The sequence below is a fragment of the Flavobacterium pokkalii genome, from assembly GCF_014596575.1.
Classification (GTDB): domain Bacteria; phylum Bacteroidota; class Bacteroidia; order Flavobacteriales; family Flavobacteriaceae; genus Flavobacterium; species Flavobacterium pokkalii.
On record NZ_NASZ01000011.1, the window covers coordinates 68,266 to 87,404 of the forward strand.

The window sequence follows — 19,139 nt, forward strand, 5'->3', positions numbered from 1 at the left end:
AATAAATTTTTAATATTTCTAAAATCTGTGTTCCAAATAAACAATACAAATGGACTTACAAGACCAATTAAAAAACTTATTTCCGGATCATGTTCCCAGCAACGAACCGGAAGAAACTGAAGAAACTGCACATGAATTATTTGTTCAAAAAGAACCGATGATTTGTAAATTTGAAAAAAGAAAAGGGAAACCCACTACTATCATCGAAGGTTACGAAGGCGATGACGAAGATTTTAAAATTCTTGCGAAAGAAATTAAAACCAAACTAAGTGTAGGTGGAAGTTTTAAGGACGGAGCCATCATTATTCAAGGGGATTATCGTGATAAAATTATGAAGATTTTACAGGAAAAAGGCTTTAAAACCAAACGTGTTGGAGGCTGATAAATTAGTGTTCAGTAGCAGTATTCAGTCTCAGTGTTTAGTTATCTACTTAAACATAAACTTAAAAACTCAGTAATTTAGTTACTCAGAAACAAAAAAAATGATAGCAGCATCAGAATTAATTCTCAATCCCGACGGAAGTATTTACCATCTCAATCTTAAACCTGAAAATATTGCTCAGGATATTATTTTTGTGGGCGATCCGGATCGGGTGGAGAAAGTCACTGCTTATTTTGACTCTATCGAATTCAGCATTCAAAAAAGAGAATTTAAAACCCAAACCGGTGTTTATAAAGGCAAAAGAATTAGTGTCATTTCTACCGGAATTGGGCCGGATAATATTGATATTGTTTTAAACGAATTAGACGCTTTAGTCAATATCGATTTTGAAACCCGAAAACCAAAAGAGATATTAACTTCTTTAAATATTATCCGAATTGGGACTTCGGGTTCACTGCAACAAAATATTCCCGTGGATAGCTTTGTAATGAGTCAGTTTGCTATTGGTTTAGATAACATGCTTCGCTCCTACCAAATTAATTCAGTTTCAAACACCGAAATCGAAACTGCTTTTATCCAACAAACTAATTGGGATTTGCAAAAAGGAAAACCTTATGTCATCCGTTCCAGTGAAATTTTAGCAAAGAAATTTGATTCAGCAGAAATTTACAAGGGATTTACAGCTACTGCTGGAGGATTTTACGGGCCGCAAGGCAGAGTTTTAAGACTCAATATTCAGGATGCCGCTTTGAATCAAAAAATGGATCAGTTCGAATACAAAGGCATTCCAATTACCAATCTCGAAATGGAAACCGCCGCTATCTACGGACTTTCGGCACTTTTAGGCCATCAGGCTATTTCTTTGAATGCTATTATTGCCAATCGTGCCAATGGAACCTTTAGTAACAAACCTTATGAAACTATAGATAAATTGATTTGTTATACCCTAGACAAAATAGTAAGAATTGAATAATTTAGAACGAATTGAAGCTGTAGGATAAAAAAATTTAAAATGATATTAAGAATCGCAAGACATACTAATAATTTACAACTCATAACAGAATTTTATACTCAAATTCTAGGATTAGAATTATTAGGAAGTTTTGAAAATCATTGTAATTATAACGGATGCTTTTTAGGAAAATCAAATCTCAACTGGCATTTAGAATTTACAGAATCTGACGAATTAGTAAATCACCATTTCTATGAAGACGATTGCATCGTTTTTTATCCGGAGACAACTGAGGAATACAACCATTTAATCACATCAATTAAAAACAACAATATTAACTTTGTTATTCCTAAAAATCCTTACTGGAAGGACAACGGAAAAATGATTCTGGATCCTGATGGTTTCAGAATTGTAATATCACATTTAAGAATAAATAATGAATATAACCATAGAAACCAAGCGTTTAATTCTTAGAGAATTACTTCCTACTGATGATGAAGGAATGTTTCTTTTGGATTCAAATCCAAATGTTCATGAATTTCTTGGTAACAAACCTGTTGTTTCAATTGAAGAAAGTCAAAAATATATTGATTTTATCAGAAAACAATATGTAGAAAATGGAATTGGTAGATATGCGGTCATCCTCAAAGAAACAAATGAATTTATAGGTTGGTGCGGGATTAAATTTATTACAGAATTTGAAAATAATCATATCAATTTCTACGAAATAGGATTTAGATTTATAGAAGATTATTGGGGATATGGATTTGGGTATGAATCTGCAAAAGCCTGGCTTGATTATGGTTTTAAAACATTGAAAATTAAAACTATTTATGCTTCAGCGCATATTGAAAATATGGGTTCGCGTAGGATACTTGAAAAAATTGGTATGCAGCAAAAAAATGAATTTGATTCTGAGGGAATTAAATGCATTTGGTATGAATTAGAAAATAAAGCAACATGAAAACAATAAAAATAGCAGGAGTTCCGGAACACTTTAATTTGCCTTGGCATTTATGTTTGGAAAACAAAGAATTCGAAACTCAAAATATCGATTTACAATGGACTGACGTACCGGAAGGAACCGGAAAAATGTGCCAAATGTTACGCGACGGAGAAACCGATATTGCGGTGATTCTTTCTGAAGGAATTGTCAAAGATATTGTGGGTGGCAATCCGTCAAAAATTGTTCAGGTATATGTTGATTCGCCTTTGATTTGGGGAATTCATGTGGGCGCTCAATCCAAATTCCAAAGCCTTTCTGATTTAGAAAATACTAAAGCCGCTATTTCCAGATTAGGTTCCGGTTCGCAATTAATGGCGTATGTAAATGCTAATAATCAAAATTGGAAAACTGCCAAGTTACAATTTGAAATTGTAAATACCATCGATGGTGCTGTAAAAGCACTAACAGAAGGAACAGCCGATTATTTCATGTGGGAACGTTTTATGACCAAACCTTTGGTTGATAACGGAACTTTTAGAAAAATTGCCGACTGCCCTACTCCCTGGCCTTGTTTTGTAATTGCAGTTCGAAACGAAATTTTAGAAAAAGAACCCGAAACTATTCATGCTATTTTGAGTATTATCAATAAAAAAACAGCTTCTTTCAAATCGCTTCCGGAAATTGATATTATTTTAGCTAAAAAATACCATCAAAAAACAGTTGATATTCAGGAATGGCTTTCGTTAACCGATTGGTCTCAAAACCAATTATCTGAAGAAATGTTAAACAAAATTCAAAATCAATTACTGGAACTTAAAATTATTGATAAAATAGGTACATTTGATGAAATTGTTAAAACCGTATAGTTTTACCATTTTAAACTCGCATGATAAATTTTAAGCAACTTACTTTTCAAAATATAAAACAAAAACTTCAGGTCAAGAAGCCTTGGGATGATGTGATTATCTTTGTTTTAAACATTTTGATTAGTATTCCGGCATTTATTATTGCGCATCAAAACTTAATTGAATTTAACTGGCCGTTTAATTTAGACCGCTTTTTATTATTCCTTTTTATCATCATTGGCATTCAATTAATATTGCGCTTGCTTAGAACCATCATAATAATTTGTATTGCGGTTTATATTTTAGTTCTTTTATATGGTACATTATCTGGGAATTATGGTTTTCAAAGCGTTTTTGAAGATTACGATTCGATGATTTATACCATGTCCGACAATCCTTTTCCGCAGGACATTATCATTTCAAAATTATTGCCTTTTCCTAATAAGTCGGAAATTCAAAATGCTATTGAATATCAAAATCCAAAAGTTCGAAATTTTGCGGTAATGGCTGTCAATAAACATTTTAAGGATGTTAAAGGCTATTCAGATTACCGAACTATTATTCAGTGTTTTGCTGTTTTTAAAGAAATTAACAGTCGTTGGAATTATGTGAGCGACCCAAAAGACGGCGATTATATAGCTACCGCCAGCGAATCTTTGCAATTCTTATCCGGTGATTGTGACGACCATTCTATTTTAATGGCGGCCTGCGTTCGCGCCATTGGAGGAACTCCCAGATTAATTCATACGAAAGGACACATTTATCCCGAAATTTTAATCGGAAGTATGAACGATCTGGAAACTGTAAACTTTTTAATTAAAAACAAATTGTTTCCAAAGGAAAGTTACGGCAAACAATTGCATTATCATATTGACGAGCGCAATCAAATATGGCTGAATCTGGATTATACGGCCAAATATCCGGGAGGACCGTTTATGTCGGAAGAAATTCTGGGAGCTTTGACTCTGAATTAAAATTATTTTTCTTTGTGTAATTTACTCAGAATTTCAAAAGAGCGCAATCGAGCTTCGTGTTCGTAAATCGCACTCGAAACCATTAACTCGTCTATTTGTGCAAATTCAATAAAACGATTCAAATCGTCTTTAATTTTTTCCGGCCCACCTATAAAAGTATATTGGGTCATTTGCTGTAAAGCGGCTTCTTCCATTGCGTCTCTAAAATCATCTTCTGGTTTTACCGGCGGTTTCAACTGCTCTCTTTTACCTGTAATTATTCCCCAAAATAAGCGCTTAAAGGAAGTTGCCAATTTTTGTGCTTCATAATCGGTATCTCCGGCAATAACATTCACACAGGCAATCACGTAAGGCTTTTTGAGCTTATCTGAAGGTTTAAAATTATTTCTGTAGATAGTCAAAGCTTTATATAATTGTGCCGGGGCAAAATGACTCGCAAATGCATAAGGCAAGCCCAAAGAAGCTGCTAAATAAGCACTATCAGTACTCGAACCTAAAATCCAAATTGGAATATCTAATCCTTCTCCGGGAATCGCACGCACTCTTCCGTTTTTATTTCCTTCCGAGAAATATAATTGTAATTCTTCCACATTAGCCGGAAATTCCATCGCAGCGTGTTCGTCTCTTTTTAAAGCCGCAGCCGTAAACTGGTCTGTTCCCGGAGCACGACCCAATCCTAAATCAATCCGATTCGGGAAAAGCGTAGCCAAAGTTCCAAATTGTTCCGCCACAACAAGCGGAGCATGATTAGGAAGCATAATTCCTCCTGAACCTACTCTTATAGTGGAAGTTCCTGAAGCAATATGACCAATCAAAACTACCGTAGCACTACTCGCCACGCCTTGCATATTATGATGTTCAGCCAGCCAAAAACGTTCATATCCCCATTTTTCAGCTTTTTGTGCCAAATCCAAACTGTTTTTAAAAGTATCAGATGGATTTCCGCCATCTCTGACTATTGCTAAATCTAAAACGGATATTTTAACTTGAGAAAGTGTTTTTGAAACCATGAACTAGAATATAAATTAGAAATGACAAAAATAATCATTGTTTCAATGTTTTATCCTCAAGGAAATACTAATGCTAAGTTAAATTTGAATTTAAAACAAAAAACTCCTTAATTGCTTAAGGAGTTTCTTGGTGGGCGATACGAACCTATTTTCGAACCATTTTCTACAAGATTTGAAGAAAATTTCAAAACAGAATGATTATTAAAATGAAAAAAACTAGTTTGAATTCTAATCCAATTAAATTTTGATTTTGATTCCCGCGTTTACCACAAATCCGTCTAAGGGAGCGAAAATATCTTTAAAAACAGGATTGTTTATAGTTCCTGTATAAATGCTGCCAAATTTGGTTTGTCTGGTATCTGTAAAGTTTTCGAAGTTGGCATAAATTGAAAAATTCTCCCAAAGTTTCTCCAACATAAAACCAAAAATCCAGTAATCACGTCCAGTGGTTCCATCGTTTAATTTTTGCGGACTATAGTAATAGGCCTCTAATCCAGCTTTCCATTTATCTTCTACTTCATACATCAGCACATTATTTAATCGGTGCTTAGCAGTAAGTGGATTTTGAGATTTCACGCCGTTTTGGTCAATTGCAGCATCTGTAAAAGTATAACCTATAAATAGTTTGAAATCTTCATATCCTAATTTTATATTCGTTTCAGCACCTTTTGTATCCAAATAGCCGTTGCTATTTACAAACTGGTATTGCTCAGTTGTAAAAGGTGTCAGTATAAGAGGATTATCAACTTTGGTATAAAAGAACAATTGATTTATAGATAATGAAATATCATCAGTTAAATATATTTTATAATTTAGATCAAAATTTAAGCCGTAACTTTTTTCCAATTTGTTAAAATCGCTGTTGATGGGTAGTACATTTTGGTATTGAATGCGTTCACTTTCTTCTGTAAAAATGGTTGGAGTTTTATACCCTAATCCGCCTCCAAGACGAGAAGTAAGTTTAGGATTTACTTTAAATAATAACGAAACTCTGGGTAATAATGAAAAACCGTAATCTTTAACATAATCGCCACGAAGTCCGGTTTCGATATCCAGCCATTCTTTTGCTTTTACTGTATTTTGTACAAAAGCACCATAAGTAATTTGCTTGTAATTTCTTAATGGAAAAGTAGTTTCTGAACGCTCAGTAAATTCATCGGTATAAAGATTTGCTCCCGAAACCCATTGTGATATATTGCCGTTGTATAAATAGGTAATTTCGGTAAAAGTACTGTTTTGCAATCCTTCAAAGAAATAATCAGGGATTGTAATGTCTCGGCTGAAATTATTCAAGCTGTTCTTAAAAGTCAGCGAAGCTTTTTCATTGAAATTATGTGAAAGTGCAAATTGTGTACTGATTCTCTGTGTTTTATTTTTTTCGAAATAACTCCCCGAATGCGCAGTTTTATCTTTAATATAATCAATATTACCTCCTATCCTGTCTTCAAAAACAGTATTTACTCCAAAATTAACTTTAGTATCTTCGTTTAAATCAAAAAATAATTTTGGATTAAAATTAAAACGCTGAAACTTAGGAATAGCCGTTAGCTTAATGTCTGCAGGATCATAGGGAGCATTTCTATCATGCGAAGCAAAAACGGTTACACCAAACTTTTTGAATTTTTGAGCATAAAATCCGTTAAGATCTAATCCCATTGCAGAAGTTCCGTTCAGCATAAAACGTAGCTCTCTTTCTTCCGTCGGAGTTTTCGAAACCAGATTGACAAGACCAGCAATGGCACCACCACCGTAAAGTGTAGAAGCAGAACCTTTAATAATTTCAACCTGTTTTAAATCCAATGGTGGTGTCTGTAATAATCCTAGTCCGCTTGAAGCTCCTGAGTAAACCGGAAAACCATCCTTCAAAATCTGAGTATATCTTCCATCAAGTCCCTGAATTCTTATCGAAGAATTTCCAGAAGTTGCTGAAGTCTGCTGTGTCTGTATTCCTGTACTTTCGTTTAGCATCATTCGAATATCACCAGGTTTCATATTGGCTTTTTCTTCTAATTCTTCGCCTGCAATAAATTCAACTCTAGTTGGGATGTTGCTTATAGTCCTTGTTCCTCGTGTTGTGTTGACAACAATTTCTTCCATCTCCTCTGCAGCACTTTTTATAGTGATTTCTAAAACAGGAACAGAAAAAGGAACTTTTATGGTTTCTTTGTGGGTTTCGAAATATTCAGCAGCAATAATTAAATTATAATTCCCATCTGGAACATTTTCGAAAGTAATAATTCCATCTGCATTTGTTACTGAACTATAAGGAGTATTTTCAATTGTAGCCGAAGCACCAATAACAGCTTCTCTATTTTGGCTGTTCATTACAGCAATTTTGATTGTATTTTGTGCTTGAGTGAGGCTGAAACTAAACAGCACTGCAAGACATATAAAGTATTTAATCATTTTGATTTCTTAGTATTATATAAAACATCATCAGTACAATTTTGTTTTGTACTGATATATAAGGCTTTTAAAATAAACTAAGCTTTTTTAGGTGGTTGCCAAATATTAGAAATAAAATAAGAAACGGCATTCTGATTGTACCAAACAGGCTGTGAAATCTCATTTAAAATAACAAAGTGGTTATCAGTCAAAAAGGTAATAGTTAAATCATTTGTAAAACCCATACAGCTGCCACAAGTATAAAATGGAGAACACTTTCCATTACATTCGTTTCCGCATTGTTGTGATTCTTCACTACAGTTTTTTTCTGTAGTACAATGATCGTGACTGCTATAGGTTGAACATGGTACCGTTGAAAGCAGTAGCACAACAAAGGATAATATTGTAACGAAGAGTTTCATAATGCGAATTTACATATAAAAGTTTTTTGCTGGTTTGTTTATCAAAAAATAAATATTTTAATTTCCTTTTTGGTACAGAAGTCATATTCTTGAAATTATAGATGAACGTATAATTGATTGTGTTTCTGTAAAGTCTGCTTTGTGAGTTATCATTTCTCGTAATTTCAAAATATTTTAGAACGATATTATATTTAGGATTAAGGAAGGTTTGTAATAAATGAAGTGCATTAATCAATTATCTATTAGTGACTTTTGATACTAAAAAAGAATAATTTATTAATGACATTTGTATATTTAGTGAACAGTATAAATAATGGTAGAAAACATAAAAATTGGACTCAAAGAAAACTGGAAGCAGTTTACTATTTTGGTAATTGTAAATGCTTTTGTAGGCGGAATGGTAGGAATGGAAAGAACTATTTTTCCTCAATATGCTGAATTACAATTTGGAATAGCATCAAAGGCAGCAATACTTTCATTTATTACCGCATTTGGAATTACAAAAGCAGTTGCGAATTATTACACTGGACGACTTGCAAATAGATTTGGACGTAAAAAATTACTTTTATTAGGCTGGCTATTTGCAATTCCGATTCCTTTTATATTGATTTATGCGCAAAACTGGATTTGGGTCATTTTTGCCAATGTACTTTTAGGTGTTAGTCAGGGACTCACTTGGAGCAGTACTGTAGTAATGAAAATTGATCTTGTAGGAGAAAAAGACCGAGGATTTGCAATGGGATTAAACGAGTTTGCAGGTTATTTTGCTGTTGGAATTGTTGCCTACTTAACCGGTTTTATTGCAGAAAAATATGGAATAACTCCTTATCCATTTTTCATAGGAATATTTATTTCTATTGTTGGATTTATACTTACAGCACTTTGGGTAAAGGATACAAGCGCTTTTGTTCATAAAGAAAGTATTACAGATAACACCACACCTCTTAAAAATATTTTCATAGAAACAACAATTAAAAACAAAACATTAAGCTCTGTTACCCAAGCAGGTCTTGTGAATAATTTGAATGACGGTATGACTTGGGGACTACTTCCAATCTTATTATTATCACTTAATTTCAATAATTCTAATATAGGAGTCTTGACAGCAATTTATCCAACCGTTTGGGGAATCAGTCAACTTTTTACAGGTAAAATGTCTGACTACTATTCCAAAAAAGCCATGCTTTTTTGGGGCATGTTTCTACAAGGGATAGCTATATTGCTTATTCCATTTAATAATGATTTTTATATTCTGGCACTTATCTTAGTTATTTTAGGATTAGGAACAGCATTAGTTTATCCTACTTTCTTATCAACTATTGCACAGGCTACAAGCCCAAAGCAACGAGCTGAAAGCATTGGAACATTCAGACTTTGGAGGGATTTAGGCTATGCTTTTGGTGCAATTATTTCAGGTGTTGTAGCGGATTTATTTGGAGTCAAATATGCAATTATAATCATTGGAGGATTAACAATTATCTCGTCCTTGATTATTAAATTTCGTATGCCAGAATAAGCAATCTCACTAATTATCAAAAATGCGATTTTATAAAAGGTTGAGCAAATTATTCTTTTTCATATTATAACCTTACAAAGTTCGAATCAATAAAATGCATAAAATCAATAAATTATGTGTTTTGAGAAAATATCAAAATAATTTTCGAACCATAAAAAAACCTCTAAAATCTATCACTTTAGAGGTTTTTTAAATTTTAGTGGGCGATGAGGGGTTCGAACCCCCGACCCCCTCGGTGTAAACGAGGTGCTCTGAACCAGCTGAGCTAATCGCCCTATTTTAAAAATAAATCTTTCGATTTGTGGGTAATGAGGGGTTCGAACCCCCGACCCCCTCGGTGTAAACGAGGTGCTCTGAACCAGCTGAGCTAATCACCCTTAGTGCTATCATTTCCTGATTGCGACTGCAAAAATACAGTTAGATTTTGTATTTCCAAGCAAAAATGAAAAATAAATTAATAAAAATTTAAACTTATTTTCTTTAACATTCAAAAACAGATGATTAAGCAATATCTTCAACCGTACTTTTTTTTGCATTCACTCGCTGATAGTAGTATTTTTGTATTCTAATTTCAAATTAAATGGCAAGATTCAAAGAAAATGATTTACCTAAATCAAAAATTACTGCAACTTCACTCAACAAAGCCAAAATAATTTTCAAATATGCCGGCAATAACAGTTGGAAATTCTATGTAGGACTCCTGTTTTTATTATTAACCAGTGTTACCGCTCTAGCTTTTCCAAAATTCATGGGAATGTTAGTCGATTGTGTCAACAAAAAAGACGCCGGATTAGCCAACCAAATTGCTTTAGGATTGGGATTGGTTTTGATATTACAATCGGTTTTTTCATTTTTCAGATTGTCCTTATTTGTCAATTTTACAGAAAACACCTTGGCAAATGTTCGTTTAGCCTTATACACCAATTTGGTCAAACTTCCTATGACTTTCTTTTCTCAAAAAAGAGTTGGAGAACTAAATAGCCGAATCAGTAATGACATTACTCAGATTCAGGATACTTTAACTACAACAATAGCCGAATTTTTACGTCAGTTTATATTGATTATCGGAAGTTTTGTAATGTTGGCCAGTATCAACATCAAATTGACGGTGATGATGATTTCTATAGTTCCTTTGGTTGGAGTTGCTGCGGTTCTTTTTGGCCGTTATATTCGAAAATATTCCAAAAAAGTCCAGGATCAGGTTGCTGAAAGTCAGGTGGTGGTTGAAGAAACCATGCAGGGAATTAGCATTGTAAAAGCTTTTGCCAATGAATGGTACGAAATTGCCCGCTACAGAACAAAAATCAAAGAAGTTGTCAAAGTTGCCATTAAAGGCGGACAATTAAGAGGTTATTTTGCTTCTTTTATTATCATTTGTTTGTTTGGAACTATTGTAGCTGTTGTTTGGTATGGTGTCCAATTAAGTATTGCGGGCGAAATAACCGTTGGTGAACTTTTTACCTTTATTTTATATTCCAGTTATGTAGGTGCTTCTTCGGGTGGAATTGCCGAATTATATGCTCAGGTCCAAAAAGCAATTGGTGCTACCGAACGTGTATTTGAATTATTGGATGAAAAACCCGAAAAAATTAACGCCGAAGCGCATATTCCTAACATCAAAAAAATAAAAGGAGATGTTAGTTTTCAAAATGTAGCCTTTAGCTATCCTTCCCGAAAAGAAATTCAGGTTTTAAAAGACGTTAATTTCACTGCCGGTTCCGGACAAAAAATAGCCGTTGTGGGCCCAAGTGGAGCTGGAAAATCTACTATTGCTTCTTTGTTGTTACGCTTTTATGATATAGACAAAGGAACAATCCAAATTGATAACAAAAACATCTATGATTACGATTTAGAAAATCTACGTGGGAATATGAGTATTGTGCCTCAAGATGTCATTTTGTTTGGTGGAACAATCAAAGAAAATATAGCTTATGGTAAACCAAATGCTACCGATGAAGAAATTACTTTGGCTGCGCAACAAGCCAACGCTTTAAACTTCATTGAAAGTTTCCCTGAAAAAATGGACACGATTGTTGGTGAGAGAGGAATCAAACTTTCGGGAGGACAAAGACAACGTATTGCCATTGCCCGTGCTTTATTGAAAAACCCAAGTATTTTAATTTTGGACGAAGCCACTTCTTCGTTAGATAGTGAAAGTGAAAAATTAGTTCAGGAAGCTTTGGAAGTTTTAATGGAAGGAAGAACCAGTATTATTATTGCGCACCGCCTTTCAACTATTCGTTCCGCTGACCAAATATTAGTGATTGATAATGGGGTAATTAGCGAACAAGGAACGCATGCAGAATTAATCAATTTAGAAAACGGAATTTATAAAAACCTAAGTAATTTACAGTTTAGTAATTCATAGTTTTTCAAACTTGGTTTCAACCACAAAGAACACCAAGTTTTACGCAAAGTTCACAAAAGAAAAAATCCCAAATCTCAATCTGTTCAATTGGAATTTGGGATTTTAAATTTGAAATTTATTAATTTATCTAATCAATTTTCTATACTTAATACGTTTTGGAGTTAAATCACCACCCAAACGTTTCTTTTTGTTTTCTTCATATTCCGTAAAACTTCCTTCGAAGAAATACACTTCAGAATCTCCTTCAAAAGCTAAGATATGTGTACAAATTCTATCTAAGAACCATCTGTCGTGAGAGATTACCACCGCACAACCTGCAAAATTCTCCAAACCTTCTTCTAAGGCACGAAGCGTATTCACATCTAAATCATTCGTAGGCTCATCCAGTAACAAAACGTTTCCTTCTTCTTTCAAAGTCATTGCTAAGTGCAAACGGTTACGCTCACCACCGGAAAGCATCGAAACTTTTTTGTTTTGGTCACTTCCGCCAAAGTTAAAACGACTTAAATAAGCACGTGAATTTACCTGACGCCCTCCCATCATGATTAATTCCTGTCCGTCACAGAAGTTTTCCCAAATCGATTTTTCAGGATCAATATTAGAGTGCGATTGATCTACATAAGCGATTTTAACAGTATCCCCCACTGTAAACTCTCCGCTGTCTGTTTGTTGTTCACCCATAATCATTCTGAAAATAGTCGATTTACCAGCACCATTCGGACCAATAACTCCCACAATTCCAGCCTGTGGTAAGGTGAAATTCAAATTATCATATAATAATTTATCACCAAATGCTTTAGCTACATTTTTAGCTTCAATTACATTAGTTCCTAAACGAGGACCATTAGGAATGTAAATTTCTAATTTCTCATCTAATTGTTTTTGATCTTCGTTTAATAATTTATCATAGTTCTGTAAACGTGCTTTTTGTTTCGTCTGACGGCCTTTAGCTCCCTGACGTACCCATTCCAACTCACGCTCTAAAGTTTTTCTTCTTTTAGAAGCTACTTTTTCCTCTTGCTCTAAACGTTTTGATTTTTGGTCTAACCATGATGAATAATTTCCTTTCCATGGAATACCCTCTCCTCTATCCAATTCCAAAATCCATCCTGCCACATTATCAAGGAAATAACGGTCGTGCGTTACAGCAATTACAGTTCCAGCATATTGTGCCAAATGTTGCTCTAACCAAAGTACAGATTCTGCATCCAAGTGGTTGGTAGGCTCATCCAAAAGCAATACATCCGGTTGTTTTAACAACAGACGACATAAAGCAACACGACGACGCTCTCCTCCTGAAAGGTTTTTTATTGGAGTATCACCATCCGGAGTACGCAACGCATCCATGGCAATTTCTAATTTGGTATCAATTTCCCAAGCTCCTAAAGCATCAATTTTATCCTGTAAAACAGCCTGACGCTCCATCAATTTATCCATTTTGTCCGGATCTGAATAATTCTCTTCCAAACCAAATAAATCATTGATTTTATTATACTCATCTAATACTGCCATTGTTTCAGCAACACCTTCCTGAACCACTTCTAAAACGGTTTTAGAATCATTTAATTCTGGTTCCTGCTCTAAATAACCAACAGTATAATTAGGAGCAAAAACTACATCTCCCTGATAATTTTTATCAACTCCTGCAATGATTTTTAAAAGTGATGATTTACCAGAACCATTCAAACCTAAAATACCAATTTTAGCTCCGTAGAAGAAACTTAAATAGATATCTTTCAACACTTGCTTGTTGCTGCTTGAGTAAGTCTTACTCACTTTTGACATTGAAAATATTACTTTCTTATCGTCTGACATTTGTATTGTGTTTTTAATTTTAAAAAGAATACAAATATAGGATTATTGCAGAAATAATAAATAAATTGAAAAACATTCAGTTTTAAATTTTTTATTACTATTTCAACTGATATTCTTTATCTGACAAGGTTTTCATAAAGGTTACCAAAGCTTTCATTTCTTTAGGAGATAATTCTAAGTTATCCGAAGGCAACGTTTGATTTTCTACATTTAAACCTAGACCAATTCCTCCGCCTTTGTTATAAAAATCTACTACTTCTTCTAAGGTTGTAAAAACACCATTGTGCATATAAGGTGCTGTAACTGCAATATTTCGCAAAGAAGGCGTTTTAAAAGCATTTTTTAACTGAGGCATTTGATATTGAATATACCTTCCTAAATCCGGACTGATTTTCTTTCCATTTTTATCAGCAGGAGTTCCTATCACTTCCTGTTCTGTTTTTTGAAAATTAGGCGGAACAGTTCCATTAAATAAAGGAATAAAATGACAAGTGGCACATTTAGCTTTTCCAGCAAAAAGATTAAATCCTAATTTTTCTTCTGCCGTATAATCATTAGATTCCCCTCTCATATAGCTGTCAAATTTACTATCAAAGGCATTTAAAGAACGAATATAACTAGCCAAAGCATTTTGAACTTGCCATTCTTCTATCTTCTTTGATTTTGGAAAGGCATTTTTAAATAACTGCTGATACTTTTTATCTGAATTTAAAACAACAATTGCTTTAGAAATACTACCATGCATTTCATCTTTATTCTGAATTACATCTAAACTTTGTTTTTCCAAATCCAATTGTCGCATATCCCAAAATTGAGCATTTTGCAAAGAAGCATAGGTTAGTGTTGGTGTATTTCTGCTTAAAAGATTTCCGCTTAGTGATTGATTAGTTTTCAAGCCATCTGTAAAAGCTTTTTCTGGATTATGACAGCTCGAACAGCTACGCGTATTACTATTTGAAAGTGAATTATCATAAAACAATTGCTTCCCTAATTCTGCTTTTTCAGTTGAAAATTGATATTCTTCCGAAGGAATAAAAGCATTTACATTAAAGGCTTTTTTATCAAATATTGATGTTGCTTCTGGGTTAACAACGCTATTCCTGTTACTTTTTTCTATTTTATTAATTTTTTGAAAAGCAACTAAGTATTTACTAATTGGATTAAGAAAGTTTTTAATGAAATAAACCCTGTCAAAAGTCTTAAAATCAGTATTTTTTAAACAAAATTCAGCTGCTTTATTAATCAAGTTTGTTATTTCTTTTTCACACTTAATAGATTGCGGATTATTGAATTTCATTTTTGAAATTAATGTTTTCAAAGATGTCAAACTCACTGCTGCTTCCGGAACAGATTGAAAAGCTATTGGTGAATCAAAACCAGTAATTCCTAATGCTAAAATCCGATTTACTTCCATTTTTGAAGCATCCATAATATGCGAATTAGAAATACTAATAGCACTGAAATGTTGCTCAATTTGCTTTAAATTTCCATTTAGAATCTTAATTTTTCGAACTAATTCCTCTTTATTTTCAATTGAATAATTCGGATAAATAAGTTCTTCAATGACCTGAAAACCATTAGGAGGGAAAAAGGTATTTTCGGCGACTTCTAATTCGTCCAATGCGGGTCCGTTAATAAACCGAGCCGGATCAGGAGTAAAATATTCTACTGCCCACTCTATTTTTTTATATTCCAAACGAGCCTGATTGAAGGCTAATTGTATTTTTTTTTCATCATTACTTTTTTCAGCAACATTTTCAAAATCTACAACTTTTTGATTTAGTTTTTGGATATTCGAAATCAATTCTTCCTGAATTGTTAAGTCGGTATATTTTTTTTCGCATGAGGTAAGCAGCACAATAAATGCTAAGCTTAAAACAAGTAATCTGGCTTTTATCCAATTATTGGTATTCAATTTCATTTTCTTCTTTAGGGTAAATAAAACAAAAAAACAACCCTGTAAAAAGGGCTGTTTTTTCTATATTCATTAATCAAATATTATCTTTGAACATTTCTAATGATCACAGTCTGACCACCTTCTTTATTCGTATTTACTTTACTTCCATCAGCATATTGGAAAGCATCTTTTTGCCAAGTATGAGGGTGGATATTCACTAAAAATGTATTTGGAACCCCAATAACATCTGAGATATCTTCCATCGCACCATATTCCCAGCTTCCAAATTTCATTACACCTGTTTGGTTATAAGTAGCATTCCAAATTGCATCATCACGTTTGTGGTTCATTGTTAACCAAGGTTTATTTACCTTTGTAGCGATATTATATTGCCAGATATAAGAATCGTGTTTTGCGGCAGTATAATAAGAATCTCCATCTTCCTGAATGTAAACATAATTTTCAGTTACACAAAGGTTATCCGGATTGATGATTCCTGTTCCCGGAGTAGAATCTCCTTCAACAACTAATTCTAATTTTCCTTTCAAAGGATCTTTAGCATCTAAGTTTAATTTATAAACTCTTCCCCACATAGTATATCCATCTACAGGAGCATTGCTTGTAGCTTGTCCAGTAGCTGTAAAATAAATTTCACGGTTATTTTTAGCTGAACCTTTACGGTAATCTACGTCTTCCACTCTGGAAAAACGAATTGCTCCTAAACTGTTTACTGTTGTGTTAATTTCAGCACCTGTTAAATTTTTAGCATTAGGAATTTCTACAAATGAAACATCAAATGAAGTACCTACACCCATAGTAGTTTCAACCTGATTTCCATCGTTTCTTTTTAAAGCATATAATTTACCATTGTTTAAATCACCAACTGTATTACTTACATACATAATTACTTGTCCAGCACTAGCATGAGAAGTTCCGTAAGATTGATCTTCACCAATTAAAATAACTGTTTTACCAGGAAAAGCATCTTTAGTCAATGGAACAGCATTTTCCATACTAGCTTTTCCAAGTGCAGGTAAAACTCTGTCTTTTCTGCTCTTATCTGTTGCTAAACCTAGTGGATCAATACCGTGAACCATACTTTCTTCACCACTTTCTCCGGCAGTTAAAAACAAAGGTCCAAAACCATTAAGAGCTGGAGTAGCTAATGTAGCCGAACACAATCTAGTCATACCACCAATTCCATCAACGATATACTCTCCTTTTACTGCTTTTAAAGTTTTATCAAAATAAACTCTGGAAACAGATTGTAAGATTTCGTGGTTAGTTATCATTATGTAACCATCACCATTAGGATCTTTCATAAACCCAGCTCCATCAGGTTGTGCTCCGTAAACGAAACTTGGGGAACCAGATAATACATCTGTACTACTTATCATTGCAGTAATATTCAAATCTTCAAAACCTTCTTTAGCCACAACCAAAGCTGGCTCTACTGAAGCATTGGAAAAATCAATATCTGCATTTGTTTTTTTTGAATCATTTTCATCATTCTGACAGCTGATAACAGCTAAACTTAACAAAGACAAAACCCCTGCTTTTTTTAGGTAATTAAATTTCATAGTTTTTATATTTTTATTTATGACAAAACTATATTCTAAAATCCACGCTGAGGTTAACTGACTTTATTGAAATAATGACTATTAAGTTAAGACAATTCCGTAAAAAAACATCAAAAGTTAATTTAAAGTAAATAATTAAAACCAATAAATAAATTAAGCCGTAAAACTATCGAATTAAGCCACAAAAAAAAAACAGCTGTCACCTTTTTGGCAACAGCTGTTTTCTTTTTTTTATTTGATATAGTTAAACCCTTCCTTTAAGTGAGCTAAATACCCAGGCAATTGCAAAAAATCCAATTCCTACTGCAGCAAATCCAATTCCGGAAACATCTCTGTATTTAAAGATACCTAGTGCAATTAAAATTAATCCCATTACAATCATAATAAAAGTAGCCCATCCCAGGATCGTATTCTTATTCATTCCCATTAGTTCTTGTGGTATTTTAATTCGTTTTTAGAACTGCAAATATCGATAATTTAAATGGCTAATTAAAAATATGATAAAGCATTTCTTTTAATAAATCCGCATTTGATAAGGCATTTGCTCCTACACCTTTGCTTTTTACATCAATTTCCCGCAATGCCGCCACAATCTGACTTACTTTTCGCATCGGATAATTACGAATAGCCAAATCATATTCTTTCAAAAAAAACGGATTTACGCCCAAAACTGCCGCAACGTTTTTTGGGTTTTTATCCTTTAAGCCGTGATATTTTAACAGTTGAACAAAGAAACCAAAAACCAGACTGGTTGTCACCACCATTGGATTTTCTTTAGGATTACTGGCAAAATTTTCAGCAATGGTATAAGCTTTTAACTGATTGCGCTCACCAATGGCTTTTCGTAACTCAAAAACATTAAAATCTTTACTGAAACCGATGTTTTCCTCAATGTCTTTTGGAGTAATGGTGCTGCCTTTCGGCAAAATAATTTGCAATTTTTCCAACTCGTTATTAATTTTACTCAAATCGGTTCCTAAAAACTCTACTAACATTGCCGAAGCTTTAGGTTCTATCGCATATTTTTTTCCGGACAAAACACGTTTAATCCAGTCGCCTACCTGATTTTCGTATAACTTTTTACTTTCGTAAATCAAGCCGGTTTTAGCAATATTCTTAGTTACTTTTTTTCGTTTATCTAATGTTTTGTATTTGTAACAAAACACCAAAACAGTCGATGCCATCGGATTTTCGGCATAGGATTCTAACTTATCAATGGTTTTTGTCAAATCCTGAGCTTCCTTTACAATCACCACCTGGCGTTCGGCCATCATTGGGTAACGTTTAGCGGTCGAAACAATATCGTCAACCGAAACGTCGCGACCATACATCACCGTTTGATTAAACCCTTTCTCGTCTTCCGACAACACATTTTCTTCGATATATTCCGAAAGCTTATCAATATAATAAGGTTCTTCACCCATTAAAAAATAAATAGGCTTAATATTCCCTGCTTTAATATCATTGACAATTTTTACAACTTCGTCCATTATTCTAGTATTCAGTATTCAGTAGCAGTAGACAGTTTTTATGAATTCATTAGCTAAACTAATTTTCAAATTGTCTAATTTTCAAATTATATTTGCTTCATGCAAAAACTTAATTTCCCTACTTATTCATTTCGTTTCAAAAATAGCGAAAATAAAACGGCAATTTTTGATGAAATCAGGAAAAAATTCATCATTCTTACTCCTGAAGAATGGGTACGCCAACATGTAGTGCGTTTTTTATTGGAAGAAAAACAATATCCAAAATCCCTCATCAACGTTGAAAAAGTATTATTGGTCAACGGATTACGAAAAAGATACGATGTAGTTGTTTTTAATCCTGATGGTTCTATTCATATTTTAGTGGAATGTAAAGCGCCGGAAGTCAAAATTACTCAGAGCGCTTTTGACCAGATTGCCCGTTACAACATGACGATGAAATCCAGTTTTTTAATGGTTAGCAACGGATTGAATCATTATTTTTGTCAAATGGATTATGAAAATGAAAGATACCATTTTCAACCGGAATTACCTGATTATAAACTTATAAAATCATAATA

General features: G+C 33.5%; 17 protein-coding genes and 2 tRNA genes. 9 read left to right on the top strand and 10 right to left on the bottom strand.

Annotation, left to right across the window (positions count from 1 at the left end; genetic code table 11):
- Nucleotides 1-49 precede the first annotated feature (49 nt).
- The 6 genes from B6A10_RS08685 to B6A10_RS08710 all read left to right on the top strand — a co-directional run bounded on the left by B6A10_RS08685 (nt 50) and on the right by B6A10_RS08710 (nt 4,099).
- Nucleotides 50-382: a translation initiation factor gene (locus B6A10_RS08685; RefSeq protein ID WP_055093247.1), complete on the top strand. Its 333-nt coding sequence runs from the start codon at nt 50-52 to the stop codon at nt 380-382.
- Between the two features lie 100 nt (nt 383-482).
- Nucleotides 483-1,355 carry a nucleoside phosphorylase gene (locus B6A10_RS08690; RefSeq protein ID WP_188220571.1) on the top strand — a complete coding sequence of 291 codons (873 nt, stop codon included), beginning with the start codon at nt 483-485 and terminating at the stop codon, nt 1,353-1,355.
- A 39-nt stretch (nt 1,356-1,394) separates the two neighbouring features.
- Nucleotides 1,395-1,808: a VOC family protein gene (locus B6A10_RS08695; RefSeq protein ID WP_188220572.1), complete on the top strand. Its 414-nt coding sequence runs from the start codon at nt 1,395-1,397 to the stop codon at nt 1,806-1,808.
- Entirely contained in the window at nt 1,771-2,298 is a 528-nt protein-coding gene (locus B6A10_RS08700; protein ID WP_055093253.1) for a GNAT family N-acetyltransferase, read from the top strand. Before B6A10_RS08695 ends, B6A10_RS08700 begins: the two co-directional genes overlap by 38 nt.
- Nucleotides 2,295-3,146, top strand: a complete 852-nt coding sequence (locus tag B6A10_RS08705; protein ID WP_188220573.1) for a substrate-binding domain-containing protein — start codon at nt 2,295-2,297, stop codon at nt 3,144-3,146. The genes B6A10_RS08700 and B6A10_RS08705 overlap by 4 nt, the downstream gene beginning before the upstream one ends.
- Nucleotides 3,147-3,166: 20 nt before the next feature.
- Nucleotides 3,167-4,099: a hypothetical protein gene (locus tag B6A10_RS08710; protein WP_026713681.1), complete on the top strand. Its 933-nt coding sequence runs from the start codon at nt 3,167-3,169 to the stop codon at nt 4,097-4,099.
- 2 nt (nt 4,100-4,101) lie between these two features.
- Here B6A10_RS08710 and B6A10_RS08715 read toward each other — a convergent pair whose 3' ends face one another.
- The 3 genes from B6A10_RS08715 to B6A10_RS08725 form a co-directional block, all read right to left on the bottom strand.
- Nucleotides 4,102-5,109: an LLM class flavin-dependent oxidoreductase gene (locus B6A10_RS08715; protein WP_188220574.1), complete on the bottom strand. Its 1,008-nt coding sequence runs from the start codon at nt 5,107-5,109 to the stop codon at nt 4,102-4,104.
- A gap of 237 nt (nt 5,110-5,346) precedes the next feature.
- Entirely contained in the window at nt 5,347-7,515 is a 2,169-nt protein-coding gene (locus B6A10_RS08720; protein ID WP_188220575.1) for a TonB-dependent receptor, read from the bottom strand.
- Nucleotides 7,516-7,592: 77 nt separating this feature from the next.
- Nucleotides 7,593-7,916, bottom strand: coding sequence for a hypothetical protein (locus tag B6A10_RS08725; RefSeq protein ID WP_188220576.1), 324 nt, complete (start codon nt 7,914-7,916; stop codon nt 7,593-7,595).
- Between the two features lie 313 nt (nt 7,917-8,229).
- On the opposite strand from B6A10_RS08725, the gene B6A10_RS08730 reads away from it, so the two are divergent.
- Nucleotides 8,230-9,432, top strand: a complete 1,203-nt coding sequence (locus B6A10_RS08730) for an MFS transporter (RefSeq protein ID WP_188220577.1) — start codon at nt 8,230-8,232, stop codon at nt 9,430-9,432.
- A 200-nt stretch (nt 9,433-9,632) separates the two neighbouring features.
- On the opposite strand, the gene B6A10_RS08735 is transcribed toward B6A10_RS08730, so the two are convergent.
- Together B6A10_RS08735 and B6A10_RS08740 are read right to left on the bottom strand one after the other, a co-directional pair.
- Nucleotides 9,633-9,707, bottom strand: a tRNA-Val gene (locus tag B6A10_RS08735).
- A gap of 27 nt (nt 9,708-9,734) precedes the next feature.
- Nucleotides 9,735-9,809, bottom strand: a tRNA-Val gene (locus B6A10_RS08740).
- A gap of 203 nt (nt 9,810-10,012) precedes the next feature.
- Between B6A10_RS08740 and B6A10_RS08745 the strand changes: the two genes are divergently transcribed.
- Nucleotides 10,013-11,800 carry an ABC transporter ATP-binding protein gene (locus B6A10_RS08745; RefSeq protein WP_188220578.1) on the top strand — a complete coding sequence of 596 codons (1,788 nt, stop codon included), beginning with the start codon at nt 10,013-10,015 and terminating at the stop codon, nt 11,798-11,800.
- Between the two features lie 123 nt (nt 11,801-11,923).
- Here the strand turns inward: B6A10_RS08745 and ettA are convergent, their stop codons facing one another.
- The 5 genes from ettA to holA all read right to left on the bottom strand — a co-directional run bounded on the left by ettA (nt 11,924) and on the right by holA (nt 18,582).
- The gene (ettA, locus tag B6A10_RS08750; protein WP_188220579.1) at nt 11,924-13,615 is read right to left on the bottom strand and encodes an energy-dependent translational throttle protein EttA; all 1,692 of its coding nucleotides are present in this window, start codon (nt 13,613-13,615) and stop codon (nt 11,924-11,926) included.
- Nucleotides 13,616-13,712: 97 nt separating this feature from the next.
- Nucleotides 13,713-15,536 carry a cytochrome-c peroxidase gene (locus tag B6A10_RS08755; RefSeq protein WP_188220580.1) on the bottom strand — a complete coding sequence of 608 codons (1,824 nt, stop codon included), beginning with the start codon at nt 15,534-15,536 and terminating at the stop codon, nt 13,713-13,715.
- Between the two features lie 77 nt (nt 15,537-15,613).
- On the bottom strand, nt 15,614-17,092 hold the full coding sequence (locus B6A10_RS08760; protein ID WP_188220581.1) for an alkaline phosphatase PhoX: 1,479 nt from the start codon (nt 17,090-17,092) through the stop codon (nt 15,614-15,616).
- Between the two features lie 244 nt (nt 17,093-17,336).
- The gene (locus tag B6A10_RS08765) at nt 17,337-17,519 is read right to left on the bottom strand and encodes a CAL67264 family membrane protein (RefSeq protein WP_026713689.1); all 183 of its coding nucleotides are present in this window, start codon (nt 17,517-17,519) and stop codon (nt 17,337-17,339) included.
- A 58-nt stretch (nt 17,520-17,577) separates the two neighbouring features.
- Nucleotides 17,578-18,582, bottom strand: coding sequence for a DNA polymerase III subunit delta (gene holA / locus B6A10_RS08770; RefSeq protein ID WP_055093269.1), 1,005 nt, complete (start codon nt 18,580-18,582; stop codon nt 17,578-17,580).
- A gap of 99 nt (nt 18,583-18,681) precedes the next feature.
- On the opposite strand from holA, the gene B6A10_RS08775 reads away from it, so the two are divergent.
- Nucleotides 18,682-19,137, top strand: coding sequence for a type I restriction enzyme HsdR N-terminal domain-containing protein (locus B6A10_RS08775; RefSeq protein WP_188220582.1), 456 nt, complete (start codon nt 18,682-18,684; stop codon nt 19,135-19,137).
- The last annotated feature ends 2 nt before the right edge of the window (nt 19,138-19,139 follow it).

Bases quoted from the DNA above. Each gene is read 5' to 3' on its own strand.
- B6A10_RS08765 (WP_026713689.1), bottom strand. From the start codon at position 17,519: ATGGGAATGAATAAGAATACGATCCTGGGATGGGCTACTTTTATTATG.
- ettA (WP_188220579.1), bottom strand. From the start codon at position 13,615: ATGTCAGACGATAAGAAAGTAATATTTTCAATGTCAAAAGTGAGTAAG.
- B6A10_RS08710 (WP_026713681.1), top strand. From the start codon at position 3,167: ATGATAAATTTTAAGCAACTTACTTTTCAAAATATAAAACAAAAACTT.
- B6A10_RS08715 (WP_188220574.1), bottom strand. From the start codon at position 5,109: ATGGTTTCAAAAACACTTTCTCAAGTTAAAATATCCGTTTTAGATTTA.
- B6A10_RS08685 (WP_055093247.1), top strand. From the start codon at position 50: ATGGACTTACAAGACCAATTAAAAAACTTATTTCCGGATCATGTTCCC.
- B6A10_RS08775 (WP_188220582.1), top strand. From the start codon at position 18,682: ATGCAAAAACTTAATTTCCCTACTTATTCATTTCGTTTCAAAAATAGC.
- B6A10_RS08760 (WP_188220581.1), bottom strand. From the start codon at position 17,092: ATGAAATTTAATTACCTAAAAAAAGCAGGGGTTTTGTCTTTGTTAAGT.
- B6A10_RS08720 (WP_188220575.1), bottom strand. From the start codon at position 7,515: ATGATTAAATACTTTATATGTCTTGCAGTGCTGTTTAGTTTCAGCCTC.
- B6A10_RS08690 (WP_188220571.1), top strand. From the start codon at position 483: ATGATAGCAGCATCAGAATTAATTCTCAATCCCGACGGAAGTATTTAC.
- B6A10_RS08725 (WP_188220576.1), bottom strand. From the start codon at position 7,916: ATGAAACTCTTCGTTACAATATTATCCTTTGTTGTGCTACTGCTTTCA.
- holA (WP_055093269.1), bottom strand. From the start codon at position 18,582: ATGGACGAAGTTGTAAAAATTGTCAATGATATTAAAGCAGGGAATATT.
- B6A10_RS08705 (WP_188220573.1), top strand. From the start codon at position 2,295: ATGAAAACAATAAAAATAGCAGGAGTTCCGGAACACTTTAATTTGCCT.
- B6A10_RS08700 (WP_055093253.1), top strand. From the start codon at position 1,771: ATGAATATAACCATAGAAACCAAGCGTTTAATTCTTAGAGAATTACTT.
- B6A10_RS08745 (WP_188220578.1), top strand. From the start codon at position 10,013: ATGGCAAGATTCAAAGAAAATGATTTACCTAAATCAAAAATTACTGCA.
- B6A10_RS08695 (WP_188220572.1), top strand. From the start codon at position 1,395: ATGATATTAAGAATCGCAAGACATACTAATAATTTACAACTCATAACA.
- B6A10_RS08755 (WP_188220580.1), bottom strand. From the start codon at position 15,536: ATGAAATTGAATACCAATAATTGGATAAAAGCCAGATTACTTGTTTTA.
- B6A10_RS08730 (WP_188220577.1), top strand. From the start codon at position 8,230: ATGGTAGAAAACATAAAAATTGGACTCAAAGAAAACTGGAAGCAGTTT.